This window comes from Ruegeria sp. C12 (assembly GCF_056537745.1).
In genome coordinates this window covers 1-16,986 of record NZ_JBQFSA010000013.1, presented here as the reverse complement: position 1 = coordinate 16,986, position 16,986 = coordinate 1, and the positions used below count along the sequence as shown (strand labels likewise).

Sequence of the window (16,986 nt, the reverse complement as noted above, 5' to 3'; positions counted from 1 at the left end):
GTCGGTCACCAAAGGGATGGCAGTACCAAGGAAATTGCGGGCACATAGGTGATGAACATCAACAAGATCAGCATGCCGACAAAGAATGGCAGGATCGCCCGGCTGAGGCTTTCGATGGAAACCTTCGAAATGCTACTGGCCACGAACAGGTTCACACCCAATGGCGGTGTGCAGAACCCAATGGCCAGGTTGACCGTCAAGATGACACCAAAAACGATCGGATCGACACCCAGCGCGGTTGCAACCGGCAGCAGGATCGGCGTCATGATGATGATCGACGAAATCGTCTCCATGAACATTCCGATCACCAACAACAGCAGATTGATCAGCAACAGGATGATGATGGGGTTGTCGGACAGGCTGGTGATTGTTGTTGCGAGCTCTGTCGGGATTCTTGCGAGCGTGATCAACCTGCCAAAGGCGGTCGCCATGATCACCAATATCAGAATGGTCCCGCTGGTCTTTGCACTGCCCGCCAAAACCTCTGGCAGGTCCTTGAGGGTTATGTCGCCATAGACGAAGATGCCGATGAAAGCGGCATAGACTACGGCCACGGCGCCGGCTTCGGTTGGGGTGAAGATACCGCTGTAGATGCCCCCAAGGATAATTACCGGCACCAATAGCGCCCAGATGGAAGACCGGAAGCTCTGCCAGACGCCCGGGCCTGAGAACGTAGTCGTCGATTGCTGAACAACCTCGTCCTTTCGCAGCAGAACCCGAGCGACCAACATGAACATGAGGGCAAAAAGGATGCCAGGAACAACGCCTGCAAGAAACAGTTTGCCGATCGAAACCTCGGCAGTAACACCATAGATGATGAAGGGAATACTTGGCGGGATCATTACACCGATCATTCCTGAGGATGCTGTCAATGCGCCGCTGAATTTGCGCGTATAGCCGACCTTTTCCATCTCTGGGATCATGTTCGACCCGATGGCGGCTACGGTCGCAGGAGATGAGCCGGATATGGCGGCAAAAAACACACAGGCGAGCACGTTCACATAAGCCAACCCACCCCGGATATGACCGATCAGTGCATTGGCGAACCCAACCAGTCGACGAGACATTCCACCGTGCTGCATAAGGTCGCCTGCCAATATGAACAGAGGGACGGCAATTAGAGGAAAGGAGTCCGCGCCTGTTACCACCGACCGTGCCAGAAGAACCATGGGTGGCGTGCCATCTACAAAGACCATCACGATCATAGTGGCCAATCCCAGACAGATGCCAATAGGCACGCTGAAGAGCAACAGGGCAAAGAGCGTCAAGAAAAGCGTTGTTGCAAGCATGCCGGGTTCCTCACGCTTTGGTTCCTGCGATCAGACGCAGGGTTCGGTTCAGATGTTGAGTGACGCGGATCGCGGACAGGCCCGCGCCAATCGGCGCCGAAGCATAAAGGATCGGAATCGGTAGCCCCAAAACGACCGAAGTCTGGCTGGCGACAAAAGGCTGTCGGATAAGCTTGATGCATTCAATTGTCAGAACGATCAGAAATCCAAGGACAAGAAGCGCGATCACAAAATCCGCGTAAAGCCTTGCGCGCTCGCTTAGGACATCACGCAGGACCGTGATACGCACATGATCGCCTGTGTGGAACGCATAGCTGACGCCTAGCCAGACAAACCATACAAACAGCCAAAGCGTTAGCTCTTCGCCCCATGAAAGAGAGGCATTCAGAATGTAGCGCATGAACACATTTCCAAAGATCAACAAGACAATCGCGGCCAAAAGTGCACTGGCTAAGACCTTTTCGGCATTCATATCGATCCATTTGATAACCGACATCGTTCACCTCCCCTTGAACGAAAGGGGCGCCCGAACCTGCATGGCACGGGTGCCCGGATTGGCTGAGTATACCGCGGGTCAGCTTCCGCCTGCTGCGGATACCGCCGCGACCCAAGCGTCGTAGGCTTCGGCGCCAACTTCGTCGCGATACTGTAGGCGGACGCTTTCGGTTTTGTCGGCAAAGGCCTGTCGCTGTTCAGCAGTCAGTTCCAGAACCTCGACACCAGCGGCCCGGATTTGTTCCAGCTGTGCCGCATCTTCGCTGGCGACCAGTTCGGCCTGATAATCACGTGCCGCGGCCATCGAGTCCCGGAGCAGTTGCTGATGCTCCGCAGATAGCGAGTCAAAGAACGGCTTGGAGACGACTGGCATGTAGACCGCAAAGACATGGCCCGTGGTCGAAAGGTATTTCTGCACCTCGTAGAAACGCTGTGAGGTAATGATCGCCAGCGGGTTTTCCTGGCCGTCGATCACGCCCTGCTGGAGAGCAGAATAGACCTCACCAAAGTTCATCGGCGTTGGATTGGCCCCGAGCGTTTCGAATGTTGCTACATGCGCCGGAACCTTCATCGTGCGCAGCTTGACGCCTTCGAGGTCTGCGGGCGTTGCGACCGGACGGACATTGTTGGTCACGTTGCGTACACCCAATTCAAGCCAGCCAAGACCGACCAGTCCCTGGTTTTCGACCCGTGCAAGCATGTCATCACCGGCATCACCATCAAGAACATCAAAGGCGATGTCCTTGGAGGAATACATGTACGGCAGTTCAATTACTGCAAAAGCCGGATCCCAGCCCGCGAAGAAAGAAGAAGGAGGAATTGCCATTTCGAGAACGCCGGTTTGAACACCTTCGATCATCTCGCGATCGGGGCCCATCTGCGACGAGGGGAATATCTGTACGTCGATCTCACCATTCGAGCCAGTTTCGACCAGTTCTTCAAATTTCAGTAGCGCGCGATGCATATGAAACGCTTCTGCTGCGCCATGCCCAACCTTAATGACTGTTTCAGCGGATGCTGCAAAAGCAAGCCCGGCTGACATGACGACGCCAAGCGCCAATGTTGATTTCTTGAACAAGGTTTCCTCCCATGGATTTTTTTCGATCTATTATCTGAGATATCAGATATAATATAGAAATCAAGCTTACATGTGCTATTGTGTTAGAGAGACGAAATAGGACGAAGTGAAAATGACCGAGATTTTGCAGATTAAGCGACCGGATTCGTTGAGTAAAACTGCTGAAGAGCATATACGAAAAGGCATTATCAATGGCACGTTTCAATTGGGTGAATCGTTGCCGGAAGTGAAGCTGTCAAATGCCATGGGCATCAGCAAAACTCCGATTCGCGAAGCGCTATCGGCTTTGAATCTTCAGGGGCTCGTTCAGATCTTTCCTCATCGAGGAGCGTTTGTATTCTCTCTTTCTCAAGAGGACGTGGTGCAGCTTTGCCAGTATCGGCTCATCCTAGAATCTGCAGCTTTGGAGCAGGCGCTTGAAAAGAACCCCTCGGTTCTGATCAATGAGCTGGTTACAATTGTTTCGAAGATGTCAGAAGCGCAGGAAGCGGATGAATTCGAGCAGTATTTGGAACTTGACGCCGAGTTTCACGACGCGTTTTTCAGGTCCTGCGGAAACAATTACCTGCGGGATGGATATCAAAAAGTCAGTGATATCGTCCAAACTATGCGGACGCATCTGTCCAAGCGTTCCAATCGAACGAAGAAATCTTTCAAGGAACATCAAGCGATCACATCGCTGTTGGGCGAGGGTAAAGTAAAAGCAGCAACGAACACCCTCAAACGTCAAATCACTCGCGGTGAGCGATCTTATTCCGATTTGGTTGGTCTGAAGCAAGCATAGGTGTCCTGCCATCTGGGTCTTGTCAGATTAACTTTGCTTGAGCGGGGCAGTGCGGTTGCGTAGCTTTTTTCCATGACCAGACCTGCTTTTTCAAATACTTTAAACCCAGTCCTTAGATCTCCGCCTTGCTGTGATGCTGTACATTCGTTTCCCACTCTCGCTTCAGATTGTGAAAGCTCTTAAAGATGACCAGGTGGATGCCCTTACCCAGTTCGCTGAATGTATGCGTCCAAGCCAAGGGACATATTTCGATACAGATCCTTACTCCGGCCGCCGCCAAGGCAACTATCGACCCGAACGACCAAGAAGGGAAAATCGCATGCGGTTCTGACGCCGCGCGAGGGCGCTTTCGACCGAGCTGTGCGTGGGAATGAAATCTTCGACCTCAAACGTCTGCGATGAAGAGCAAAGCTGCCATTTGGGCTAATTGCAGCGAAGGTCTGCGCCGAGCCCTTAGTTCTAGATGCCGAAATGTGTGCAAACAGCTGCGAAGCACCGATTGCAGACATTGGCGTTGGGAAGCGGCCGATTCCGGGCTTTCAAGCGGTATTCAATATGCTACGGAATCAACCCGAATAGCTGCCGCTTGTTGCGCGACCAAAACTACGGCGCAAATTTCACACATAATTGTGTGTTTACACTGAGAATTATCACGGACGGTAACACCCTAAAACGAACTTGCTACTACGGCATTTGATTTAATTTGCATCGATTTGAGATAACCACATTGAATGTTCACAGTCCTTTGAGAGGTCAAGTTAACCTTTCACAGAGCGTCAGCGCTTCGCAGATCCAACAGATGCAATGGGGACCCCAGCAGCCTTCGAAATCACGAAAATTTAAATCGCGATCAGCGTCGCGACCCCGTCTCTATCTCAATTTCGTCTCGGTAGTTAATTGATAATATGCTGGAAAATCTGAGTTTTCTAAATTCAAGAACGCAACATTTCATATTTAATAATTGCCAGAACGAATTACGTTTGTTTTATTTCGCGAGAAATTTCCCGCGGGCCGGGTTCCAGATCAAGGTGTGGAGGGCACGAAAGCCGCATCAAAGTTCAGGAGAATTCCTATGGGACCATTTCCGCACGATGCACCCAAGGCCAAAATCGACGATTTTAATATCGCCGGAACTGACGGATTCGAATTCGTCGAGTTCGCGCACCCCGAAGCAGGAAAGTTAGAAGAGCTTTTTTCTCAAATGGGGTTTGTCGAAGTTGCCAAACACAAGACTAAGGACATCTCAGTCTATCGTCAGGGTAACGTGAATTACCTGGTCAACCGCGACCCAGACAGCCACGCCGCACAATTTGTTAAGGATCATGGACCCTGTGCGCCTGCAATGGCCTGGCGTGTCGTTGACGCGCAGCACGCGTTGCAATGCGCTTTAGATTATGGTGCCGAAGAGTACACCGGCGACGGCAAGTCCATCGAAGTCCCAGCTGTCGTAGGCATCGGGGGCTCGCTGCTTTACTTCATCGAGGACTATGATGAAGGCAAATCACCTTACGACACCGATTTTGAATGGATCGACAAACGTGATCCCAAGCCGAACGGCGCAGGGTTCTACTACATGGATCACCTGACTCACAACGTGATGCAGGGGAACATGGACACTTGGTACAAGTTCTATTCCACCGCCTTCAACTTCAAGGAAATCAAATTCTTCGACATTAAGGGCAAGCTGACCGGCCTGACCTCTCGCGCACTAACTTCGCCATGCGGCAAGATTCGTATTCCAATTAACGAAAGCTCGGATGATCAGAGCCAGATTGAGGAGTACCTGAAGGAATACAAAGGAGAAGGCATCCAGCACGTCGCAATCGGTACCGACGACATCTACGCCTCGACCGACACAATTGGCAATCACGGTATCGACTTCATGCCTGCACCACCGGACATCTACTATGACAAATCCAAGGCTCGCGTGAAGGACCATGAAGAGCCGCTGGAACGCATGAAGAAACACGGCATCCTAATTGACGGTGAAGGCGTTGTGGGCGGCGGAATGACCCGCATCCTGCTCCAGATCTTCTCGAAAACCGTGATCGGCCCGATCTTCTTTGAGTTCATCCAGCGAAAGGGAGACGACGGATTTGGGGAAGGCAACTTCCGGGCTCTCTTTGAGTCGATCGAAGAGGACCAGATTCAGCGCGGCGTTCTGAAAGTTTCAGACTAACGCCATTTCCCCGTGCCGTGGGCGGCGCACCCCCGCCCACGGCGTATTCCACAGACAGACTTGATTTTGCACCCCTCGGGTGCGCTTCGGAAAGGAGTGTCTCATGGACCTGAAAATCGAAAAAATTCACCATGTCGCCTATCGCTGCAAAGACGCTAAGGAGACGGTCGAATGGTACGGCCGTATCCTCAACATGGAATTCATCCTGGCGATTGCAGAAGACCACGTACCCTCAACCCACGAGCCTGACCCGTACATGCATCTGTTTCTTGATGCGGGGATGGGCAACGTTTTGGCCTTCTTTGAGCTGCCAACCAAACCGGAAATGGGCCGCGACCCCAATACCCCAATTTGGGTGCAGCATATTGCTTTCAAAGTGAAGGACCGCGAAACCCTTGTGGCCTTCAAAGAACATATCGAAGCAGAGGGCGTCGAGGTTCTGGGTGTCATCGACCATTCGATATTCCACTCGATCTATTTCTTCGATCCCAATGGCCACCGAATTGAACTGGCCTGCCCGGACCCGGAGGAAGAAGCGATGCTCAAGCGCATGGATGAAGTCAAATGGCTGATGCTGGACGAATGGTCGAAGACCAAGAAGGCGCCGAAACACGCTGACTGGCTTCACGCCAAGGAACTGAACCGGGAGTAAGGCGCAGCCTTCCGCATTTCCGTCACCCCTTGGGAGAGGAATTATGAATAAGCGACAAGGCACATTCACGGTTTCCATGATGCACATGCTATGAACGACAATTGGAAGAGCTATTCATCAGCACCAGCAGGAGGGACGGTCGTCTGCGCGGCCTCGGAGGTCCCCGAGGGCCGGGCACATTGCGTGGAACTGGGCGACTTTCCAATCCTTCTTGCAAGGAACGAAAGCGGTGTTTTTGCCTACGTGAATGCCTGCCCGCACCAATTCCTTCCGCTCGACTATAGGGGCGGATCGGTCGTTTCATCTAATGGTCGTGTGTTGATTTGCTCAAATCACGAAGCTGGATTCGATCTGGCGACCGGTGCAGGCATTTCGGGTTTCGGAACCGGCTGCGCGCTGGACCCGGTGCCTACGAAAGAGGACGAACACGGGCAGTTGGTCATCGATGACTGACGAAGTTGCTCTCTTGGACGAACGGGACATGCCAGAATGCTCATGACAGGCGAGCGGCGACCCTGATTGGCCAAGGACTGCACTAAAGTGCGCCCTTTAAATATCGATTAGTTTTGCACCTTCCCAGTTGCCATTTCGGACCGCGTCCTGAACAAAATCGACCACCAGATTTGAGATGCTTTCTCTTAAAAACGTCGGGCGTGTGCCGAGTGCAGACACGAGATAGAGTGTCCGGATAAGCCGTGTATCCACGACTTTACGAGCAACAAGCTCGCCCCGTCGAAGTTCTTCGCTCACTAGAATTTTAGGTGCGAGAGTGCAAGCTAAACCCTCCTTCAGAGCACTTAACGTACCTGCGATTGACGCCAGCTGAATGCGGGCGTTTGCCTCGAGTTTCGCCAGTTCTGCAGGACGATCAACGAGCGCGCGGGACAGCGCACCACTCTGCAATAATGCGACAGGCAGCTGAGCCATTTGCTCAAGGCTGATCGGCTCGCTGGAATGGCCAACGATGTTTGGAGCACCCAAACAGTAGATTTCCTCTTCGATTAATGGCGTTCGAATTGTTTGCGTATCCGGAGGCGGGTTGAAAATCAGTGCAGTATCAATCTCGCCGGACCGTAGGGCATCATATGTCACGCCGGACAGCCCTTCTCTCAGAACCAGATGGACTAGGGGCAACTCTTCAATAACCTGGCGCATCAGCGCCCCACCTATCACTTTGATCACCGAGAAGGGCATGCCGATCGCAATGTTTCCAGAAACTTCGGCTTGACCATGTTTAATCTCTGATGCGGCAGTGTCGAATGCCGCCAGAATAAACTGCGCATGCTCAAGCAATTTCAGTCCTGCAGCCGTTGGCTCCATGCCCCTTGGTTTTCTGACAAAGAGCTTGGTTCCAAGCTCTGCCTCCAAGCTACCGATATGGTGACTCAGCGCTGACGCGGCGGTGTTGCAGTGGTCAGCCGCGTGCGAAAGATTTCGGAATTCGCATACGGCAGCAAAATATCTAAGTTGTCGAGAGTCCATACGTGCATTCTAATATCAAGAACGCTATTTTCGAAAGTATATTATTTTCCGATTGCTCAAGTTCCGCCATGGTTACCTTAATTGAAAACCGCGGGAGGAACTTATGGCAAACGCTTTACCCTTGGAGGGCGTGCGTGTGGTGGAAATGAGCCACATGGTGATGGGGCCATCGACTGGACAGTTTCTTGGTTTTCTTGGCGCAGAAGTCATTAAGATCGAGCCTCCTCAGGGTGACAAGACACGCGATCTAACGGGTATGGGCGCTGGGTTCTTTCCGACCTTCAACCGTGGCAAAAAGTCAGTGACTCTGAATATCAAGGACGCTGACGATCTGGCAAAGCTGCATGCTCTGCTGAAGACCGCAGATGTCTTCGTTGAAAATTTCCGTGATGAGACGCTGGCCAAAATGGGTTTGGCGCCTGATCAGCTGCGCGAGTGTTATCCGACGCTGATCGTGGCCTCGTGCAAGGGTTTCCTGAAGGGGCCGTATGAGAACCGCGCAGCCATGGACGAAGTGGTGCAGATGATGACAGGAATGGCCTATATGACTGGCCCCACCAATCGTCCGCTACGTATTGGCTCATCGGCCAACGATATCATGGGGGGACTCTTTGCTGCTTTAGGTGTGCTTGCTGCTTTTATTCAGCGCTGTAAAACCGGCGAAGGCGCCGCTGTCCGTACGGGGTTGTTTGAGAACTGCCTGCTTCTCGTTGCGCAACACATGGTTCAATTTGATATCGAAGGCACCGAGGCACCACCAATGCCCGAGCGTGTCTTTTCATGGCCGGTTTACGACCTCTTCCCGACAAGCGACGGGCGCCAGATCTTTTTAGGTGCAGCCACTGATGGGCAGTGGGAGAAACTCTGCAAGGGCCTTGGTCTAACGCATCTGCTTGATGATCCGCGTCTTCAGACACGGAGCGACCAGATTGCCGCCCGAGATTGGACATTGCCAATGATCGCAGAGATCGTGGCGGGCCGTCCTTATGAAGACACACTGAAGATCATGCAAGAAAACGATCTTCTCTTCGCGCCGGTCGCTCGTCCGGCCGAGATGTATGATGACCCTCACGTGAACCGGCCTGGCGGGCTTTATACGTCGCATTATGCCGACAAGAAGGATTTCCGCGCACCTGTACTACCTCTCGAGATGGACGGAGCACCCCTTGTTTCCAACGATGTCGACATCCCTGCGATTGGCCAGCACAACGCCGAGATCCTTGGCGCATTGAAGGTGGAGGCTATCGAATGAGCCAGAAATACGTTTTCAATGCCTATCCGAAAGATGGCATCGCGATCCGCGAGGTTGGTCTTCGCGATGGCCTGCAACTCACGAAATCCTGGCCCAGCACAGCTCAAAAAGTCGAATGGGTGAACCGGGATTACAAAGCGGCGCTCCGCTACTTCGAAGTCGGGTCGTTTTTGCCCGCCGACAAGTTCCCGCGTTTTGCTGATGTGCGCGACGTTATTGCGGCGGTTCAGACCAAGGGTGATGCCCATGGGATTGCTCTGGCGCTGAACCAACGAGGAGCCGCCGACGCGTTGGAAACCGGCGTTGAAGAGATCACCGTCGTCGTCTCGGCCAGCCAAGCGCACAACGAGGCCAACGTCAGACGCACGCAAGAGCAAAGCCTAGCCGAGATCGCCAACGTCGTAAAACTTCGGAATGACCTTGGCAGCAACACAATCATCAGCGCTGGCATCGCGATGTCATTCGGGTGTTCATTGTCAGGAGACGTCCCGGAAGATGACGTTATGCGCATGGTGGATCGCTGTTTTGAGGCTGGGGTCGACATGGTCACCCCTGCGGACACGGTCGGCTATGGCGGGCCGCGTCAGGTTGCGTCGCTTTGTGCCCGCATGGAAAGGCGTCTTGGGGGTCTGCCCTACGCGATCCATCTGCACGATACGCGTGGCATGGGCATTGCCAATGCTTCAGCGGCGCTAGACTCAGGCTGTCGCATTTTTGACGCTTCGATCGCGGGTCTTGGCGGCTGCCCGTATGCGCCCGGTGCAACTGGAAATGTCGTGCTAGAAGACCTTGTTTTCCTTGCCGAGACCAAGGGCTTTTACACCGGCATCGACATCGAAGCGTTGTTTGAAACGCGCGCGCTTCTGACCGATGCCCTGCCGGAGGCGACGCTCCACGGAGCTATGGCGCAGGCCGGTCTACCAAAAACTGCAAATTGGCGGGCCTGTGCGGCCTGACACTTTTTCGCACTTTATCCAATTTTCGGGTCGCATTGGGCGACGCTCGGATTGAATGTCAAACGGGAGGAAACTGACATGAAAAGAACACTACTAAGCGCGGCGCTTGGCGCTGCTTTGACAACAGGCACTTTCACCGCAGCTCAGGCCGAGACACCCATGCGGTGCAGCCACCAATTGCCGCCGTCGCACGCCATCGCGCAAGTGATCGACCGCTGGGCTGCCGAGGTCGAGACCCGGTCCGGTGGTGAAATCGACGTGCAGATCTTTCCCGCCAACAGCTTGGTTGGTGCCAAGGAAAACATCCTCAGCGTCGCGTCGGGCAACATCGAGTGTGCTTTCTCGGTACAGTTTCAATGGGGTCGCACGCTGCCGATCATGACGGTCACGACCCGGCCGTTTGCGTTCAAAGACCCTAACATCGCGCGCAACTGGCACGACTCCGAAGCCGCGAATTTTCTGGCAGGCAAGCTTAGGGATCGCGGCGTCGAGAACGTGGTATGGCTCTTTGATGCCGGCGACTCCGTGTTTACCTCCAAGGGCGGCTACCTGACCGAGCCCGAGGATTTCGAAGGCATCAAAATGCGCGGCCTAGTGCCTGCCTTTAACGCCTCGCTCGAAGCCCTGGGCGCCAGCCCGGTCTCGATGTCCGGCGGCGAGGTCTATCAGTCGTTGGCAACCGGCGTCATCGACGCGGCCATGACCGGCGTCGGCGCCGCCGTTAAGCGCAAGTATTTCGAGGTGCAGGATCACTTCAGCATCGTGCCGGTCGTCTCGGTCTATTTCCACGGCTACGTGAACCCCGACTTCTACGCTAACCTCTCGGACGAGGCCAAGGCGGCGCTCGACGAAGCGGGCAGGCTGGCCGCAGGCTGGGCCGTTGACGCCTCTGCCGAAGCCGCCGCAAGCGCGCCCGAAGCTCTCGCGGCGAAAGGCGTGAATGTCTATCGTCTGACCGACGAAGAGAACGCGGCTCTGGAGGCAATCATGCAACCAGCCTTTGATGCGCATTTCGGCGAAGGCATCGACGGTGCAGAAGAGCTGATCGGCCTGATCGACAAGCTGCGCAGCGGCTCCTGAGGCTCTGGATAATGTTAACTCAACCTAGCAACGAAGGGGCGGCATCCGCGGCCCCTTTCCCGATCAAGCTGATTTACGGGCTGGTCTGGTTAGGGGGAGCGCTGAGCGCGCTTCTCATTCTGGTCGCTTTCTTTATTACGATCATCGCAGTGTTTTGGCGCTATGTTCTTTCCGACCCGCTTCTGTGGACCGACGATATGACTGGCTGGACGCTTGTGGCGTTAATCATGCTTGGCGTAAGCGAAGCCTATCGTCGCGGCGATCATATCGCGATGGACCTTCTTACCGAAGGATTGGCCGGTAAGGCTAAGAAAATTCAAGTGGTCTGGGCACATCTTTCAGTGCTCGCCGTCGCCATCGTTTTGTCCATGAGCTCGTGGCATATGGTGCATTTCGCCTATGAATGGCACGCGTTCACCTCTGGCTCGATCGAGATCCTACTATGGATTCCGCAGGCTCCGCTTTTTCTGGGCTCGGTTCTGCTGGGTGTTACGGCCTTTTCCAAGCTTCTTGAGTGTTTTTTAGGTAGGAGCGCGTCGTGACCGCATTTTTGATCTTTCTTTGCCTGGTCGTTCTTCTTCTAACAGGCATGCCGATTTTCGCGGCGCTTGGTTTGACAGCAACAGGTATCCTTTTGATCTTTGAAGGGGACGTAAATCCGGCGGCAGAAACGGTTTACGCCCATTTCAACAAGCCCGTTCTGATGACGGTTCCGCTGTTCGTTTTCATGGCCCAGATCATGATCAAAGCCAAAGTGATCGACGATCTCTTTGGTATGGCACATACTATGATAGGCCATATCCGGGGCGGTCTTGGCGCGGCGACTGTCCTGTCTTGCACAATCTTTGCGGCCATTTCAGGGTCTTCCGTTGCTACGGCGCTGTCGATCGGCTCAAGCGCGGTGCCACAAATGAAACGTTTCGGTTACCCGGAAAAGGACGCGCTTGGCCTTGTCGCCGCTGGGGGCACACTTGGAATTCTCATCCCGCCGTCCGGTCCGATGATCCTTTACGCCATTGTCAGCGATGCCAGCATTGGTGCGCTGTTTCTCGCGGGGATCATTCCGGGCGTGATGTTGGCCGTTATGTTTTCAGCATATTGCATCATAAAATCGTCGCTGAACCCACAGTTTGACTCGCCACCCTGGGCGGGTCTGCCGGAAGTAGGACGCGCCCTAAAACGGTCTTTCTGGGCTGTCATGGCACCGCCGGTGGTCATGGGCGGGATTTACCTGGGTATCTTCACCGCGGGCGAAGCAGCGGCCGTTGGGTGCCTTTATGCCCTGTTCGTCGCCTTCGTGATTTACCGCAACATCACTCTTACCGACCTGTGGGAGTGTCTCTCAAGAACGATGAGCATGTCGATGATGGTCTTCATGATCATTGCGGGAGCGGCAATGTTTGGCCATGCCATCACAATCATCCGTCTGCCCAACGGGGTTGCGGAGATGGTGGCGGTTATGGGTCTCAGCCCGCTTGCCTTTATCCTGGTTGTGATGGCGATGATCTTCGTGATGGGCATGTTCTTTGAATCCATCGCGATCATTCTGATCACAACTCCGATCCTCTTGCCGACGATGGCCGCGCTTGACATCGATCTGATCTGGTACGGCGTTCTGTTGATGATCAACCTCGAACTGGCCATGATCACGCCACCGGTCGGGATGAACCTGTTTGTCATCAAGGGTATAACCAACGCGCCGCTCTGGGATGTGGTGAGGGGGGCTTTTCCCTATGTGGTGTTGATGTTGATGGCCATGGTTCTGCTCTTGCTGGTTCCAGGAATTGCGACATGGCTGCCTTATTCCGCCGGGTTTGGAAGGTAATACCCCATGGCTAATCGCTTTTTTTCCACCAAAGACCGACCTGTCCATATGGGGCCTTATCCGACCGAGCTTTTGGCACGTACCGAACAGCTTCCTGATCTGTCAGCTGTGCCGCCCGCGCCGCATCTGACTTATCGCGACGATGTCGATCCGGCTTCTATCATCAACGCCATGCGTGAACATCAGGCGATGATGGATGCGATCCGGGATGGGCATATCAACAAGGCCATGGCCGATACACCGACCGACCCAGTGGAGCGGGCGAACCATCTGAAGGCATTCGGCTACTTCGCGGATGCAGCCGTCGTTGGCACCTGCCTTCTACCGCAGGACGCCTTACTGCCTTCACCCTATAAGAACCCGGATGTGAACCGCCTGGCCCATGACCTGAAGACACGGCAGACAAAGACCCTCTCTGCCGGGATCGACACAATCATGGCCAGCCTCAAAGAGGCGGTTGAGGCGGCGCCCACAAGCATCGACGGCCATACTCATTGCCTCGTTTTCCTCTACGAAAACCCCCGTACGCCGGACGTTGATGAGGCTGGCACCGCGTGGATTCAGGGCGCCCAGGCGCATCGCGCCGGTCTGCGCGCAGCTGAAACTGCCGTTGTTCTGGCAAATTACCTGCGCATCCTTGGATACGATTCACGCGGGCACACCGTTTCCAGCAGTGACGTGGACCTTAACAAACTCGCCGTTGCGGCCGGGCTGGTCACGGTGGAAGACGGCTTGCTGAGCCATCCCTATATCGGGGCGCGCTTCGGCCTCGCCGCTGTCACCACAACTTTCGTCATCGAGCCGGACAAACCGCTTGCCCCAATGGCCGAGCAGCCGAAATCCGCCTTTGGACCCACGTGGAAATTTGGCACGTCAACGATCAAAAATGCCGCCAATGCAGTGCCTTATGCCAAGCGCCGCTTCGTGGATGGTGCGCATCCATTTGAGACGCTCAAACGCGTGGATACGCCTACGACCTATATCGATGAACCCAACATTCCCCGCGTTCCAAAACGCACGGACATGTTCGCCCGTGCCAAGTTTGGCGATCTGGGTAAAAAGGTTCAGGACGCGTCCCAAAACGGCCTCCACGTCATCAAATCAGCGCCCTCCATGGCAACGCGCAAGCCCTTGGGGGCCTTTGTTCTGTTGCAAGACGGCGAGGTTGCCGAAGAGCGTGTGCCGCTTTCGCCAAAAGAAGCATCGGAACTGATCAAGGCCACCTGTTATTGGCTTGGCGCTGATGCGGTTGGCATCTCCCGCTGCCCGGACTGGGCCTGGTACAGCCATGATGCGCGCGGAGATGCAATCGATCCGCCCCATGACCAGGCGATCAATCTGGTGATCGATCAGGGCTATGAAACAATGGAAGGCGCCTCGGGCGATGACTGGATCGCGGTGGTACAGTCCATGCGCGCCTATTTGCGCTTTTCGCTTTTGGGCGGCGTGATTGCGAAGCAGATCCGCAATATGGGCTATAGCGCCAGGGCGCACACGGTGACGGATGGCGAGGTGTTGCAACCGCCTCTGCTGCTGCTTTCGGGTCTGGGAGAGGTGAGCCGGATTGGCGAGGTGATCCTCAACCCCTTCCTCGGCCCGCGTTTGAAATCGGGAACGGTCACAACCGACCTGCCGCTGGCCCATGACAAGCCCATCGACTTTGGCCTGCAAAAATTCTGCAATTCCTGCAACAAATGCGCCCGCGAATGCCCCTCTGGCGCGATCACTGCCGGGCCAAAGACCATGTTCAATGGTTATGAGATCTGGAAATCAGACAGCCAGAAATGCACCTCTTATCGCCTGACAAATCAGGGCGGTGCGATGTGTGGACGCTGCATGAAGACCTGCCCATGGAATCTAGAAGGGATTTTCAAAGAGAAGCCTTTTCGCTGGGCGGCGATGAACGTGCCTAAACTCGCGCCGGCGTTGGCCAAACTCGACGACGTGGTCGACAACGGCTCACTTAACCCCGTGAAGAAGTGGTGGTGGGACCTCGAACTTGAGGAAGACGGCGGTTTTCGCCCTACGAAAAAGCCAGTGAATGTGCGCGGCCTCTCAAAAGATCTGGACCTCAAATTCGAGGATCAGACCCTGGCCGTCTATCCTGCGACTCTGGCACCGCCGCCCTATCTTTACCCTCACGTGATGGACCGGGAAAAAGGGATTAGGGCCTACGAGGCGATGGTCTCTGCCGAAGAGCATAAACGGAGCGTGGCGGCTGGGGACGAGAGTGTGCTGCACCGATACAACAATGACGAGGAAAGCCCGGTGATCCCGGGCATTGTTACTCTGGCTGAGGAAACGGCGAAGGGCGTCATGAAATTTGAGTTTCAGGCCGTTTCGGGTGAACCACTGCCAGCATGGCAGGCGGGCGCACATCTGGATATCGTCATCGCGCCGGAATTCCTGAGGCAATATTCAATTTCAGGCGACCCGGCGGATCGTACCAAGTACCAGATCGCAGTCCTTCGCGAGGAGGAAGGGCGCGGTGGGTCCAAGCTATTGCACCGGATATTTGAGAAAGGACGGCGCGTCTTCTTCTCAAAACCGATCAACCATTTCCCCCTTGATCATAGCGCGACCAGAACACTCCTCATGGGCGGCGGTATCGGCATCACGCCAATGATCGCAATGGCGCACGAGCTCTACGCACGTGGAGCGGAATTTGAGCTGCACTACTCTGGCCGCGCGAAGGAGACGATGGGGCTGCTAGAAGATATCGCCGGCTTCCTCTGGGCGGACCACGTGACGCTGCATGTTTCCAGCGAGGGAACGCGCGCCGATCTTGATGCGATCATGGCGGGCTACGAGCCGGGATGGCATGTCTATACCTGCGGAGCGGAGGCCTACATGTCAGCCGTCATGCACGCCGCCGAGCGCGCAGGCTTCCCCGAAGAGGCACGGCATTTGGAATACTTCTCCGTGCCCGAGACGCCGGAATATGAAAACTCCGCCTTTACCATGAAGCTTGCAAAAACTGGAGTGGAATTGGCTGTTCCCGCGGATAAATCCGCCGCGGAGGTGCTAATCGAAAACGATCTTCCGGTGGATCTGAAATGCAGCGACGGGCTGTGCGGTGTTTGTCGGTGTGGGCTGATTTCAGGAGATGTAGAACACCGCGATTTTGTGCTCTCCAAAGCGCAGCAGAAAAACACGATCATCACTTGCCAGTCCCGCGCAGCCAATCCCGACGGCGTGTTGGAACTGGATCTCTAAATAAGTTGGACCGCAACGACCCAGAACGAAGCTTGTGCAAAAACAGATGTTCTCTGTAGCCAGATCAATGAATGAGCTGCGCTCGGTCCCGCAATGCGGCGCCGCTGAGTGGAATCTGGGAGTTGTCCGACTAAATGTCGGCATCCAACTTACTGACCTGACTGGTTGGCAATCGTAGGGATTGGCAGCTACCCTCCCTTGGTATTTTCGTTGCGGTAGACAAGTTCGAAAAGCAGCCTTTCGATTTTGGAGAGTCAACGGCAGCAAAGTTCTGCTTCTTGCCTATTCAAACGTGGTGCAGCGAATGCCCGGAATGTCCAACAATAAGAGTCCGTCCCAATCGGAACAGACCCCACATTACTCCAACCCGGTGGTCTCGCTGTTCCCAGCAACACATTCACCAGCGCGAACAATAATCTATAATGTCCTCCGTGGTTAAAGACTGTGTCCATCATACTCATGGACGTGGGTAGCCTGTTCGCGGGTATGGGCAATCTCTTGCACTACGGCGGCAATCTTGCTGGATGAAACTTGGTGCAGCTCACCAACAACGGCCTCGGCGCGCTCGTAGCTGTCCGGAACGCCTTGGGTGTTAAAATGGGCGGCTGCGGTGGAAATGTCCGCGTCTCGCCAAGTCGCCGTGGTGCCGACTGAAACGCTGTCATGATCGTTGTAGCGGGCCAGGAACTTGTTTCCAT

15 protein-coding genes are annotated in these 16,986 nt (G+C 54.7%); 10 read left to right on the top strand and 5 right to left on the bottom strand.

What is annotated here, in order from left to right:
- Positions 1-5 precede the first annotated feature (5 nt).
- The 3 genes from ACR0C9_RS20790 to ACR0C9_RS20780 form a co-directional block, all read right to left on the bottom strand.
- Entirely contained in the window at positions 6-1,289 is a 1,284-nt protein-coding gene (locus ACR0C9_RS20790) for a TRAP transporter large permease (RefSeq protein WP_480781927.1), read from the bottom strand.
- A gap of 10 nt (positions 1,290-1,299) precedes the next feature.
- The gene (locus tag ACR0C9_RS20785; RefSeq protein ID WP_170456444.1) at positions 1,300-1,785 is read right to left on the bottom strand and encodes a TRAP transporter small permease; all 486 of its coding nucleotides are present in this window, start codon (positions 1,783-1,785) and stop codon (positions 1,300-1,302) included.
- 78 nt (positions 1,786-1,863) lie between these two features.
- On the bottom strand, positions 1,864-2,862 hold the full coding sequence (locus ACR0C9_RS20780; RefSeq protein WP_170456445.1) for a TRAP transporter substrate-binding protein: 999 nt from the start codon (positions 2,860-2,862) through the stop codon (positions 1,864-1,866).
- A gap of 112 nt (positions 2,863-2,974) precedes the next feature.
- Here ACR0C9_RS20780 and ACR0C9_RS20775 point away from each other — a divergent pair, with 112 nt between their 5' ends.
- From ACR0C9_RS20775 to ACR0C9_RS20760, 4 genes are all read left to right on the top strand, one after another.
- A complete protein-coding gene (locus ACR0C9_RS20775) occupies positions 2,975-3,646 on the top strand; it encodes a GntR family transcriptional regulator (protein WP_170456448.1) in 672 nt (223 codons plus the stop codon).
- A 1,072-nt stretch (positions 3,647-4,718) separates the two neighbouring features.
- A complete protein-coding gene (gene hppD, locus ACR0C9_RS20770) occupies positions 4,719-5,825 on the top strand; it encodes a 4-hydroxyphenylpyruvate dioxygenase (RefSeq protein WP_170456450.1) in 1,107 nt (368 codons plus the stop codon).
- A 109-nt stretch (positions 5,826-5,934) separates the two neighbouring features.
- A complete protein-coding gene (locus tag ACR0C9_RS20765) occupies positions 5,935-6,477 on the top strand; it encodes a VOC family protein (protein ID WP_480781965.1) in 543 nt (180 codons plus the stop codon).
- A 90-nt stretch (positions 6,478-6,567) separates the two neighbouring features.
- On the top strand, positions 6,568-6,930 hold the full coding sequence (locus ACR0C9_RS20760) for a Rieske (2Fe-2S) protein (RefSeq protein WP_480781926.1): 363 nt from the start codon (positions 6,568-6,570) through the stop codon (positions 6,928-6,930).
- A 96-nt stretch (positions 6,931-7,026) separates the two neighbouring features.
- Here the strand turns inward: ACR0C9_RS20760 and ACR0C9_RS20755 are convergent, their stop codons facing one another.
- A complete protein-coding gene (locus ACR0C9_RS20755; RefSeq protein WP_170456454.1) occupies positions 7,027-7,959 on the bottom strand; it encodes a LysR family transcriptional regulator in 933 nt (310 codons plus the stop codon).
- A gap of 103 nt (positions 7,960-8,062) precedes the next feature.
- On the opposite strand from ACR0C9_RS20755, the gene ACR0C9_RS20750 reads away from it, so the two are divergent.
- From ACR0C9_RS20750 to ACR0C9_RS20725, 6 genes are all read left to right on the top strand, one after another.
- Entirely contained in the window at positions 8,063-9,211 is a 1,149-nt protein-coding gene (locus tag ACR0C9_RS20750; RefSeq protein WP_480781925.1) for a CaiB/BaiF CoA transferase family protein, read from the top strand.
- Positions 9,208-10,167 carry a hydroxymethylglutaryl-CoA lyase gene (locus ACR0C9_RS20745; RefSeq protein WP_480781924.1) on the top strand — a complete coding sequence of 320 codons (960 nt, stop codon included), beginning with the start codon at positions 9,208-9,210 and terminating at the stop codon, positions 10,165-10,167. Before ACR0C9_RS20750 ends, ACR0C9_RS20745 begins: the two co-directional genes overlap by 4 nt.
- Positions 10,168-10,245: 78 nt before the next feature.
- On the top strand, positions 10,246-11,247 hold the full coding sequence (dctP, locus tag ACR0C9_RS20740) for a TRAP transporter substrate-binding protein DctP (protein ID WP_170456460.1): 1,002 nt from the start codon (positions 10,246-10,248) through the stop codon (positions 11,245-11,247).
- Positions 11,248-11,258: 11 nt separating this feature from the next.
- Positions 11,259-11,789: a TRAP transporter small permease gene (locus ACR0C9_RS20735; RefSeq protein WP_480781923.1), complete on the top strand. Its 531-nt coding sequence runs from the start codon at positions 11,259-11,261 to the stop codon at positions 11,787-11,789.
- Positions 11,786-13,072, top strand: a complete 1,287-nt coding sequence (locus ACR0C9_RS20730) for a TRAP transporter large permease (RefSeq protein WP_480781922.1) — start codon at positions 11,786-11,788, stop codon at positions 13,070-13,072. The genes ACR0C9_RS20735 and ACR0C9_RS20730 overlap by 4 nt, the downstream gene beginning before the upstream one ends.
- Before the next feature lie 6 nt (positions 13,073-13,078).
- Positions 13,079-16,288 carry a reductive dehalogenase gene (locus ACR0C9_RS20725; RefSeq protein WP_480781921.1) on the top strand — a complete coding sequence of 1,070 codons (3,210 nt, stop codon included), beginning with the start codon at positions 13,079-13,081 and terminating at the stop codon, positions 16,286-16,288.
- A gap of 435 nt (positions 16,289-16,723) precedes the next feature.
- Here ACR0C9_RS20725 and ACR0C9_RS20720 read toward each other — a convergent pair.
- A partial coding sequence (locus ACR0C9_RS20720; protein ID WP_480781920.1) for a hypothetical protein occupies positions 16,724-16,986 on the bottom strand: 263 nt, incomplete at its 5' end.